This window comes from Actibacterium sp. (genome assembly GCF_041584535.1).
In the GTDB taxonomy this organism is placed as follows: Bacteria; Pseudomonadota; Alphaproteobacteria; order Rhodobacterales; family Rhodobacteraceae; genus Actibacterium_D.
The window spans coordinates 1-11,148 of the sequence record NZ_JBFHDW010000054.1 but is presented as its reverse complement, the minus strand read 5'-3'; the positions used below and the strand labels follow the sequence as shown (position 1 = coordinate 11,148).

Genomic DNA, 11,148 nt, shown 5'->3' with positions numbered 1-11,148 from the left:
GGGCTGTGCTGGCGATCAAGCTGGTGCGGATGCGCGGCTGAGAAAGTCCTGCAGCGCCCGCGCGGTTTCCGCCGGGTGCTGATCGACAAAGAAATGCCCCCCCGGCAGGCCAAGCGCCTGCATATTCGACAGGCGCGGCGCCCATGTGGCGGCGACGTCATAGAATTTGGCCATGGCGCCATCAGCGCCGAACAGCACCAGCGCCGGGCAGGCGACTTGTCGATCCAGATCAGCGGTATCCAGCGCCAGATCGTAATCCAGCGTCGCGCGGTAATCGGCGCACATGCCGCGGATCGTATCGGGGTCGCGCCATGCCGCGCGATAGGCGGCCAGTTGCGCCGCGTCGAAATCTTCCAGCCGCGCCGCGCCCCAGCCCAGAATGCAGCTTTCGAAATAGGTATCGGGATCGGCCATGATCATGCGCTCGGGGAAGGGCGCGGGTTGGGACAGCAAGAACCAGTGGTAATAGCTGCGCGCCACGGCGGCGGTCAGCGTGGTCACCAGGTGCTGGGTCGGCACGATATCCATCACCGTCAGGCTGAGGATGCGCGCGGGCGCGTCCAGCGCCATGCGATGCGCGGTGCGGCCGCCGCGATCATGGCCCACGAGGTGAAACCGCTCGAACCCCAGATGGCGCATCAGCGCCAGTTGATCGGCGCCCATGGCGCGAAAGCTGTAGTTTTCGCCTGCCTCAGGCTTGTCCGAGTCGCCATAGCCGCGCAGATCGGCGCAGATGACGGTATGGGTTTGCGCCAATGCCGGGGCGATATGCGCCCAAAGCGCGCGGGTTTGCGGAAATCCATGTAACAGCAGCACCGGCGGGCCGTTGCCGCCGATGCTATAGGCGATCTTAATGCCGTTCAGGGTGGCGCTATGATCGCTGAAGCCGGGGATCATGTCAGGGCTGCAAGGATGCGCGCCCAACTGCGGATGCCTTTGTGAAAGCTTTCGACATCGTATTTTTCATTCGGGCTGTGGATCGCGTCGTCATCCTTGGCAAAGCCGATCAGCATGGCGTCGACGCCCAGAATGTCCTTGAAATAGCCGGCAATCGGGATCGAGCCGCCGCAGCCGACATAGGCCGCAGGCACGCCCCATTCGTCGCTGAGCGCAGCGCGGGCAGCTTCGAACGCCGGGTTGTCGATCGACATCTGCCCGGCGGGCGAGGCGCCGTGTTCGTGGAATTCGACCGTGCAATCGGGCGGCAGCATGGCGCGGACAAAGGCGCGGAAATTGGTGCGGATCGCCGCGGGGTCCTGCTGGCCGACAAGGCGGAAGCTGATCTTGGCATGGGCCTGTGACGGCAGCACGGTCTTGAACCCGTCGCCGGTATAGCCGCCCCAGATGCCGTTGACCTCGCAAGTGGGGCGCGACCACAGCATTTCCAGCGCGCTGCGGCCTTGTTCGCCAGCCAGATCGCTAAGACCGACCGCGCCCAGAAAGCCCTTGTGATCAAAGTTCAACGCCTGCCATTGCGCCGCGACCTCGGGCGGCAATTCGGGCACGCCGTCATAGAAACCGGGCACGGTGACGCGGCCCTGATCGTCATGCAGCGCGGCGATGATGCGGCTAAGCACCCGGATCGGGTTCATCGCGGCACCGCCATACATGCCGGAATGCAGGTCTTTGGAGGGGCCGGTGATGGTGATCTGTTCGCCCACCAGACCGCGCAGCATGGTGACGATCGACGGGGTTTTATCCGCGAACAGCCCGGTGTCGCAGATCAGCGCGATGTCCGAGCGCAGCTCGTCCGCATGGGCGCGCATGAACGGGATCAGTGACGGCGAGCCGGATTCCTCTTCGCCCTCAAGGAAGAAACTGATGTGGGCGGGCAGGGTGCCGTGCTGAGATTTCCAGGCGCGGCAGGCCTCGATAAAGGTCATCAACTGGCCCTTGTCGTCCGAGGCGCCGCGGGCGCGGATCACCGGGCCTTTGGCGGTGTCCTCGATCACCGGATCGAACGGATCATGGGTCCACAGCACCAGCGGATCGACCGGCTGCACGTCGTAATGGCCATAGAACATGATATGCGGCCCCGGCCCGTCGCCATGGGCCACGACCATCGGATGACCGGGGGTCGGGCGTTTTTCCGCCCTGAACCCGATTGAATTCAAGTCGGCCACCAGCCAATCCGCAGCGGTATCGCAATCGCCCTTATAGGCCGGATCGGTCGAGATCGACGGGATGCGCAGCAGTTCCTGAAGGCGTGAAATCGCCTGAGGCAGGTCGGAATCGATTCGAGCAAGGACGGGATCGAGGGGCATTATCATAAACCTATGGCATAGTTTGGCCATTTACAGCCTAACAGCCCCCCCGGGACTGTCCAGAGGGCTGGTCGTGTCGGGGCGAAACGGCTAAAACATCATGGCCCCAAATGGACAGCCTAAGATGATGCGACCCCTGACCGTGATCCTGACCTTCGCCGCAGCTTTTGCGCTGCCGGCCTTGGCCGATCCGATCGACGGGGCGACCGCGCGCGATCAGTTGTTCAAACCGACGCCCTCGGCGGCGCAAACGGTGCCGCAGGCGTTCCTCAGCGAGGCCGAGATGGCGATCGTGGCGCAGGTGGCCGCGACACAGGCCTATTACGGGGCGATGGCGGTGGCGCCCGGTGACGGGCTGATGTCGAACGCCACGGTGGCGGCGGCGAATTATCACGATCTGGAACAGGCCCGCGTTGCGGCGCTGACAAGCTGTAACGCCCGGCGGGAAAAGGCTGAAGCCTGCGTGATCGTGGCGGAAATCGTCCCCAAAGGCCATGAACCGCGGGCGTTCCAGCTGTCCTCGGCCGCGACCGAGGCGTTCAACAAGGATTACAAGCGGGGCCGTGGCCCCAAGGCGATGGCGATTTCAGCCTCGACCGGGCAATGGGCCGTGGTCAAGGCTGAAGACGCCGCTGCGCAGGCCGTGGCGGACTGTGCCGCTGCCGCGCATGCGACCGATTGTGTCGTCGCGGTGCAGGATTGAGCGATGGGAAAACTTGACCGAAATCAAAGTCAGGCCCGTCAATGCAAGTTAGGGCAACATCGCGGGACCCGGTCCCCGATGTGGCGCCAGACAGGAAACCAAATTGGGGCGCGACAAAAGGCGCGAACAGTTTTAGTTTCCTGAATGTGAAAAATGTGCATAAGGGACATGGCTTATGCATTTTGAGGTCCGGTTTCAGGGGGTTCCCATGAACCGACCACATGGAAGACAGAGGGTGACCTTGGTCGGCACCCCCTGAGACCAGACAGGCCCTTGCCGGATGCAGGGCTGATCCAGGAGGCCCGATACGTTCGGGAAAGGGGATCGGCACCGTGATCGGCAGACAAACACTGGCGGTTCGCCCAAGGGGGTCGGTCGCATGAATGAAGGAGAGATCGCGTGGATTATACCGCTGGTTTGGACAAAGCCCTGAACAGCCTTCACGAAGAAGGCCGGTATCGCACCTTCATCGACATCGAACGTCGCAAGGGCAATTTCCCGCACGCAATCTGGCGTCGCCCTGACGGCACCGAAAAAGACATCACCGTCTGGTGCGGCAACGACTATCTGGGCATGGGCCAGCACCCGGTGGTTCTGGCCGCCATGCACGAGGCCATCGACGCCACCGGCGCCGGCTCGGGCGGGACGCGCAACATCTCGGGCACCACGGTCTATCACAAGCGGCTTGAGGCCGAACTGGCCGACCTGCACCAGAAAGAAGCGGCGCTGGTCTTTACCTCGGCCTATATCGCCAATGACGCGACCCTCAGCACTCTGCCCAAGCTGTTCCCGGGCATGATCATCTATTCCGACGAACTGAACCACGCCTCGATGATCGAAGGCGTGCGCCGCAATGGTGGCGCCAAACGGGTGTTCCGTCACAATGACGTGGCCCATCTGCGCGAATTGCTGGCCGCCGACGATCCGGCGCTGCCCAAGCTGATCGCCTTTGAATCGGTCTATTCGATGGATGGCGATTTCGGCCCGATTGGCGAAATTCTGGATCTGGCCGACGAATTCAACGCCCTGACCTATATCGACGAGGTTCACGCCGTGGGCATGTATGGCCCGCGCGGGGCCGGTGTGGCCGAACGGGACGGGCTGATGCACCGCATCGACATCATCAACGGCACGCTGGCCAAGGCTTACGGCGTGATGGGCGGCTATATCGCGGCCTCGGCCAAGATGTGCGACGCCATCCGCTCTTATGCGCCGGGCTTTATCTTTACCACCTCGCTGCCGCCGGCAGTGGCGGCCGGAGCTGCGGCCAGCGTCAAGCATCTGAAAACCGATCAGGCGCTGCGCGAGTTGCACCAGACCCAGGCGAAAATCCTGAAGATGCGCCTGAAAGGGCTGGGCCTGCCGATCATCGACCACGGCAGCCACATCGTTCCGGTCATCGTCGGCGACCCGGTGCACACCAAAAAGCTGTCCGATATGCTGCTGGAACGCTTTGGCATCTATGTGCAGCCGATCAACTATCCGACCGTGCCGCGTGGCACCGAACGTCTGCGGTTTACCCCGTCGCCGGTGCATGGTCCCAAGGAAATTGATGCGCTGGTTCAGGCCATGGATGAGCTGTGGTCGCACTGTGCGCTGAATCGTGCCGAGATGAGCGCCTGAGGCGCTTCTGCGGATGCAAAACGCCTTGTGATATGCTAAAAAAGCCCTAAGAGGTTCACGAGACTGCGGATTCGTGGGAATCGTGGCGATAAGGCAACAGGCATGGGACAGGGCAGATGATCAGGCGCAAACAGCCGCCGGTCGCGGCTGAACGGGACGAACCTCGCGGGTTTGATGCATTCGAGCTGCGTCTTGGCGACATCATGCGAGGCGAACGCGCCACCCTTGGAAAATCCCTTCTTGATGTTCAGCGCGAGCTGAAAATCCGCGCGACCTATATCGCCGCGATCGAGGACGCCGATCCCACCGCATTCGAGACCCCCGGCTTCATCGCTGGCTATGTGCGCTCTTACGCGCGCTATCTGGGGCTTGAGCCGGAATGGGCCTATCAGAAATTCTGTGCCGAGGGAAATTTTGCCGTGGCGCATGGTCTGGACAAGGCCGCCTCCAGCGCCCGCACCGTCGCGCAACAGCCCCGCAAACCCCGCAGCGGCGATCCGCTGGCCGATCCCAATGCCAGCTTCGTTCCACGCGGCAAGGCGGCGTTTTCGCATGTTGAACCCAGCGCGATTGGCTCGGTTCTGGTGCTGGTGGCGCTGATTTCGGCGCTTGGCTTTGGCGGCTGGTCGGTGCTGCGCGAAATTCAACAGGTGCGTCTGGCCCCGGTCGAGGCCACGCCGGGCGTTCTGGCCGAGGTCGATCCGCTGGATCGCGGTGCCGGGTCGATGGCCGTTGCCACCGCCGATCAACCCAGTGCCGAGGCGCTGGATCGCCTCTATCGCCCGCGTCCGCTGGAGGTGCCGGTGATGGTGGCCCGCGATGGCCCGATCTCGACGCTTGAGCCCGGCTCGCTGACCGCATTGAACGATCAACCGGCCATGACCGCCCCGACGCCGCTGGCGCAGGTCGAACCCGACGAACAGCTGGTTCAGGTCGTGGCCGAGGCCGCGCCGGAACTGGTTGTCTTCGCGGTGCGTCCGGCCTGGGTCCGGGTGTCGGCCGCCGATGGCACTGTTTTGCTTGAGAAAATCCTGAACGCTGGCGAAACCTACGTTCTGCCCGCCACCGAAGAACCTCCGGTTCTGCGCACCGGCTATGGCGGCGCGATCTATTTCGCGGTGAACGGCGAAACCTACGGTCCGGCGGGGCAGGGTGGCGAGTTGGTCAAGAACGTGGTGCTGGCTGCTGATGCGCTGACCGGCACTTACAAGGTTGCCGATGTGCGGAAAAACTCGGAACTGGCCAGCGTTGTCGCACAACTGTCGCTGAACATCGCCGAATAAGCCCCCGGCGCCGTTGCTAAGGCGCGGGCGCGGGTCTATCTATCCCCTGACAGCTACTTCAAGCCGGGAGAGGGCGAATGTCGCTCAATCATGTGCGCCCCTGGCGCAACATCTATCGCCGGAAATCGCGGATGATCCATGTCGGGTCGGTGCCCGTCGGGGGCGATGCGCCGATTTCGGTGCAGACCATGACCAACACGGTGACCTCGGATGCGGCGGCGACGATCGATCAGGTACTGCGCTGTGCCGAGGCCGGGGCCGATATCGTCCGGGTGTCGGTGCCGGATCAGGACAGCTCGCGCGCGTTGCGTGAAATCGTTCGCGAAAGCCCGGTGCCGATCGTGGCCGACATCCATTTCCACTATAAACGCGCGATTGAATCGGCCGAGGCCGGCGCCGCCTGCCTGCGGATCAATCCGGGCAATATCGGCGATGAAAAGCGGGTCAAAGAGGTGATCAAAGCCGCCCGCGATCACGGCTGTTCGATCCGCATCGGCGTCAATGCCGGGTCGCTGGAAAAGCACCTGCTGGAAAAATACGGCGAACCTTGCCCCGAAGCGATGGTCGAAAGCGGGCTGGAGCATATCCGCATCCTGCAAGACAACGATTTCCACGAATTCAAAATCAGCGTCAAAGCCAGCGACGTGTTCCTGTCGGCAGCGGCCTATCAGGCGCTGGCCGAAGCCACCGACGCCCCGATCCATCTGGGCATCACCGAGGCCGGAGGCCTGACCAGCGGCACGATCAAATCGGCCATCGGATTGGGCAACCTGTTGTGGATGGGCATTGGCGATACGCTGCGGGTGTCGCTGTCGGCCGATCCGGTCGAAGAGGTGAAAGTCGGCTATGAAATCCTGAAATCTCTGGGGCTGCGGCACCGGGGGGTGAATATCATTTCCTGCCCGTCCTGCGCCCGTCAGGGGTTCGATGTGATCAAGACCGTCGAGGCCTTGGAAAAGCGGCTTGAGCATATCAAGACCCCGATGAGCCTTAGCATCATCGGTTGCGTGGTGAATGGTCCGGGCGAGGCGCTGATGACCGATGTCGGCTTTACCGGCGGCGGTGCCGGGGCCGGGATGGTCTATCTCGCGGGCAAGCAAAGCCACAAGCTGAACAACGATCAAATGGTCGAGCACATCGTCGAGCAGGTCGAAAAACGCTCCGCCGAGATCGAGGCCGGAACCGCGAAAGCGGCGGAATAATCAAACCGTCCAGCGGCGCTCGTTTTCCTCGATCGCCTTGATCCGCAGCTCGGTTTTCGGGTGGCTCATCAGCCATGCCGCGACCGGGCGGTGACCGCTGGTCAGGGCGTCCAGCTTTTTGAACAGTGTTTTTTGCGGCGCGATGCCGATCCCCGCCTTCAGCAACAGGGCGCTGGCATAGGCGTCGGCCTCGAATTCATCCTTGCGCGACAACTTGGCCGCCAGCAGCGAGGTCAGCATGTTGGCAATCGCCACGCCCAGCCCGGGCACCAGCCGCGACAGCACCATTCCCAGCGCCGTCCGCAGCGCGTTCTGGCCGGAAAAGTCGATCATCCGGCGGCGGCTGTGCCCCAGCGCCACGTGGCCCAATTCATGCGCGATGACGCTGGCCAGTTCCTCGGCCGTGACTTCGCCCGCGCGATATTTGTCATAAAATCCACGGGTTATGAAAATCCGCCCATCCGGCGCCGCGAGCCCGTTCACCGGCGCGATCTCATAGATGTTGACCGGAATCCGCTTAAGGTCCAGCGCCCGCGCCATGCGGTCGGTCAGCGCCTTTAGTCGCGCGTCCACCAGTTCAGTCGAGCGCGCATCCAGCTCGCGCCCGGTGCGCCAGACCGAGAACCGATACATCACGATGCCATACAGCAGCGCCAACAGGATGGGGGTCAGTTTCAACATGCGGCAAATATGGGGCTTGAGCGGCGCAAGGACCAGCGGTCTTCGTGAAACCGCCGCGAAAATCCGCGCTTAGCGGCCCAGTTCCTTCATGCCGCGTTCGATTCCTTGCAGGGTCATCGGCACCATGCGGTTTTCGAAAATGTCGCGGATCATCTGGATCGACTGGGTATAGTCCCAATAGCGTTCCGGCACCGGGTTCAGCCACAGGTGATGCGGCCATTTTTCGCGGGCGCGTTGCAGCCAGACCTGACCGGCCTCGGCATTCCAATGCTCATTGGCACCGCCGGGATAGGCGACCTCGTAGGGGCTCATCGAGGCGTCGCCAACGAAGATGCATTTATAGTCCGACCCATAGGTGTTCAGCACCTCCCAGGTCGGGGTTTGCGCGTTCCAGCGGCGGCGGTTATCGCGCCACACGCCCTCATACAGGCAGTTGTGAAAATAGTAATATTCCAGATGTTTGAACTCGGCCCGGGCGGCGCTGAACAGCTCTTCCACCATGCGGATATGCGGATCCATGCTGCCGCCAACATCCAGAAATAACAGCACCTTAACGGCGTTCCGGCGCTCGGGGCGGGTCTTGACGTCCAGATAGCCGTGATCGGCGGTGGCCTTGATGGTGCCGTCCAGATCCAGTTCCTGACGCGCGCCATCGCGGGCCCAGCGGCGCAGGCGTTTCAGCGCCACCTTGATGTTGCGGGTGCCCAGTTCGACATTGTCATCCAGATTGCGGAATTCGCGCTTGTCCCAGACCTTGACCGCGCGCTGGTGACGGCTTTCTTTCTGGCCGATGCGCACGCCTTCGGGGTTATAGCCATAGGCGCCAAAGGGCGAGGTGCCGGCGGTGCCGATCCATTTATTGCCGCCCTGATGCCGTTCTTTCTGTTCCTCAAGCCGCTGTTTCAGCGTCTCCATCAGCTTGTCGAACCCACCCAAGGCCTCGATCTCGGCCTTTTCTTCGGGGGTCAGGTATTTCTCGGCCATCTTTTCCAGCCAGTCAGAGGGCAGTTCGACCGCCTCCAGAACATCGTCCAGCGCGATGTCCTCAAGCCCCTCAAAGGTCTTGGCAAAGGCGCGGTCAAACCGGTCGAGATTGCGCTCGTCCTTCACCATTGCCGTGCGGGCAAGGTAATAGAAGCCTTCGATGTCATAGGTGACCAGACCGCGCTTTACGCCTTCGAGAAAGCTGAGGTATTCGCGCAGCGATACCGGGATGCCAGCGTCGCGCAGGGTCTGGAAAAACGGCAGGAACATCGGCCTCAGGCCAATCGTTCGATCACGATCGTCACAAGCAGCCCCAGCAGCGCAAAGGCCAGCGCAAAGGCGATGGCATATTGCGCCACATCCGCGACTTTGCCGCCGCGACGTTTGGCGGTCAGGCCGCCCCACAGGGCCCCGATGATAAATCCGGCGATGACGATCATAGTTGTTGTCTCCGTGGCACCAGCGCCGCAATTTCATTCAGCCGCGCGCGCACTTCCTTGTCCGAGCCAAAGCCATAGCGCGCCCAGCCCAGACTGTCGAGCCGAACCGCCCGTGCTTCGGCAGGACGGTTCATCGCATCCAGCGCCTCGGCCTTGATCATCAGCATCGTTGCCAGAAGCGCCGCGTTTTCACCGGCGGCTGCGGCGGCAAGATTGGCGTTGATCAGGGTCAGCGCGGATTCGGGCTGGCCACCCGACAGCGAAAACGCTGCCAGATGCATGCCGACATGCGCTTGCTGAACGCGGGTCAGGGCCGAGCCGGAATAGATCTTTTCCGCCGCCAGAAACGACGACAGCGACAGGGTCGGATCCTGCCCCAGCGTCAGACGCCCCAGCGCGAACAGGCTGAACCCGGCGCGGGTGTCCTGCCAGCCCGCAGATTGCGACAGGCGCACCGCTTCTTCCGCGGCCGAGCGGCGGCGCGAGGCGGCCGTGTTCGGCCCCAGCGCGGTTTCGATCGCGGTGATCCATGCGCGCGGCGTCGGGCTGCCGCCGGTGCTGCCGGTGCTGTGCTGACCGGCGGGGTTCAGCCGCGCCAACAGGGCGGGCAGGCGCGCTGCCACCTGATCGCGGGTCATGCCATTGGCCAGTTCCGGCGCGTAATAGGTCCGCAGGATCAGCATGTCGAAGCCGGTCAGGACCGTGTGGAAATTGTCGTCGTTAAAGATGCTGTCGGGCAGGCTGTAAAGATCGTTCAGCGGTCCCAGCGATTGCGCCAGTTCCTCGTGCAGGCAATCGCGGATTTCCTGCGGGCTGACATCCGAGGGCAGGAAGATCGTGGCGGTTTCGCGGCGTTCCAGCGTGCTCCAATCCACCAGCCCGCTGCGGCGCTGGCGTTTGTAATCGCTCCAGCTGGACACGCGCGGCACGACGAAACAGGCGGCTTGCGGCACCAGCCGCTGCAATTCGGCATGGGGCACGGCCTGAATGGTGATCTGCGCCGGGCCGCTGTCATCGGTGGCGCGGGCGATGTCCAGACCGGCCTCGCGTTGAAGCCGACCCAACAGCGCCGACAGATCCGGCCCCAGACTGGCCGGCGCCCCCGACGCCACGCGCACCCGGATCGGGCCGCTGAACCGGGTCATGATCGGCAGCTTGCGCCCGCTTTCCATCTCGAACGCGAGGTTCAGGAAATCGCGGGCAATATCGGCATTGGGGCGCATCGGCGCGGTGACCTGCGGCTGGGTGAAGCGCTTCATCGGCGGCAGGTCCAGCCGGATCGGATCCTGACGGGCAGGCACCTCGACCGGGACGCTGGCGCAGGCGGCCAGCAGGCCAAGGCAGACTGTGAGGGCCAGTTTACGCAGCACCCGGGGTCCTCCTGCGGGGATGGGTCAAGTGTGTCGCCGTCGCCGTCCGATCATACAGCCAGCGCGCGGCAAGGTGAACGCCCGACATCAGCGGGCCGCTCGCGCAATCGTGATCGGGCAGGGCGGTCGTGACGGCATAAGGAATGCCGCGCCCATGCCCGGCCCGGGCCGCAAACCCGGCTGCGGCTTGCGGTCGGATCACCGGAACAAAAGCATCAAGGGTCGGCATCGGGCAAACGTCCTGACAAGGAAAACCCCATCATCGCGAACAGATGGGTGGCCGCATGGCGGGAATGGGGCAATCCGGGGGCTTAACCTTTTTGCTGCCGCCGCGCCATGAAGGCCAGCCGTTCGAACAGATGCACGTCCTGCTCGTTCTTCAGCAAAGCACCATGCAGTTTCGGCAACGCATTGGCGCTGTCGCGCTTCAGGTCTTCGGGCGACAGGTCTTCGGCCAGCAGCAGTTTCAGCCAATCCAGAACTTCGCTGGTCGAAGGCTTTTTCTTCAGGCCTGCGGTCTCGCGGATTTCATAGAACTGGGTCAGCGCGGCGGTCAGCAGCGCCGGTTTCAGACCGGGGTGATGGACCTCGACGATCT

At 63.1% G+C, this 11,148-nt stretch carries 10 protein-coding genes and 1 pseudogene; 4 read left to right on the top strand and 7 right to left on the bottom strand.

Annotated features, from left to right (window positions below):
- Positions 1-15: 15 nt before the first annotated feature.
- Both ABYW26_RS04385 and ABYW26_RS04380 read right to left on the bottom strand, forming a co-directional pair.
- Positions 16-897 (bottom strand): alpha/beta fold hydrolase, encoded by an 882-nt coding sequence (locus tag ABYW26_RS04385; protein ID WP_372603576.1) that lies wholly within the window; start codon positions 895-897, stop codon positions 16-18.
- A complete protein-coding gene (locus tag ABYW26_RS04380; protein WP_372603575.1) occupies positions 894-2,264 on the bottom strand; it encodes a M20/M25/M40 family metallo-hydrolase in 1,371 nt (456 codons plus the stop codon). The genes ABYW26_RS04385 and ABYW26_RS04380 overlap by 4 nt, the downstream gene beginning before the upstream one ends.
- A 124-nt stretch (positions 2,265-2,388) precedes the next feature.
- Here ABYW26_RS04380 and ABYW26_RS04375 point away from each other — a divergent pair, with 124 nt between their 5' ends.
- The 4 genes from ABYW26_RS04375 to ispG all read left to right on the top strand — a co-directional run bounded on the left by ABYW26_RS04375 (position 2,389) and on the right by ispG (position 7,075).
- Positions 2,389-2,967, top strand: coding sequence for a 5-aminolevulic acid synthase (locus ABYW26_RS04375; protein ID WP_372603574.1), 579 nt, complete (start codon positions 2,389-2,391; stop codon positions 2,965-2,967).
- Positions 2,968-3,366: 399 nt separating this feature from the next.
- Positions 3,367-4,590 carry a 5-aminolevulinate synthase gene (hemA, locus tag ABYW26_RS04370; RefSeq protein WP_372603573.1) on the top strand — a complete coding sequence of 408 codons (1,224 nt, stop codon included), beginning with the start codon at positions 3,367-3,369 and terminating at the stop codon, positions 4,588-4,590.
- 116 nt (positions 4,591-4,706) lie between these two features.
- Positions 4,707-5,873 (top strand): helix-turn-helix domain-containing protein, encoded by a 1,167-nt coding sequence (locus ABYW26_RS04365; RefSeq protein ID WP_372603572.1) that lies wholly within the window; start codon positions 4,707-4,709, stop codon positions 5,871-5,873.
- A gap of 77 nt (positions 5,874-5,950) precedes the next feature.
- Positions 5,951-7,075 carry a flavodoxin-dependent (E)-4-hydroxy-3-methylbut-2-enyl-diphosphate synthase gene (gene ispG / locus ABYW26_RS04360; protein WP_372603571.1) on the top strand — a complete coding sequence of 375 codons (1,125 nt, stop codon included), beginning with the start codon at positions 5,951-5,953 and terminating at the stop codon, positions 7,073-7,075.
- Here the strand turns inward: ispG and ABYW26_RS04355 are convergent, their stop codons facing one another.
- The 5 genes and pseudogenes from ABYW26_RS04355 to ABYW26_RS04335 form a co-directional block, all read right to left on the bottom strand.
- A complete protein-coding gene (locus ABYW26_RS04355) occupies positions 7,076-7,756 on the bottom strand; it encodes a M48 family metallopeptidase (RefSeq protein WP_372603570.1) in 681 nt (226 codons plus the stop codon). It abuts the gene before it with no gap.
- 69 nt (positions 7,757-7,825) lie between these two features.
- Complete coding sequence (locus tag ABYW26_RS04350; RefSeq protein WP_372603569.1) at positions 7,826-9,010, bottom strand: VWA domain-containing protein; 1,185 nt, start codon at positions 9,008-9,010, stop codon at positions 7,826-7,828.
- A 5-nt stretch (positions 9,011-9,015) separates the two neighbouring features.
- Entirely contained in the window at positions 9,016-9,180 is a 165-nt protein-coding gene (locus ABYW26_RS04345) for an apolipoprotein acyltransferase (RefSeq protein ID WP_372603568.1), read from the bottom strand.
- Positions 9,177-10,547, bottom strand: a complete 1,371-nt coding sequence (locus tag ABYW26_RS04340) for a DUF2927 domain-containing protein (protein ID WP_372603577.1) — start codon at positions 10,545-10,547, stop codon at positions 9,177-9,179. The genes ABYW26_RS04345 and ABYW26_RS04340 overlap by 4 nt, the downstream gene beginning before the upstream one ends.
- A gap of 314 nt (positions 10,548-10,861) precedes the next feature.
- Positions 10,862-11,148: pseudogene (locus ABYW26_RS04335) on the bottom strand (ATP-binding protein); the annotation flags it as partial.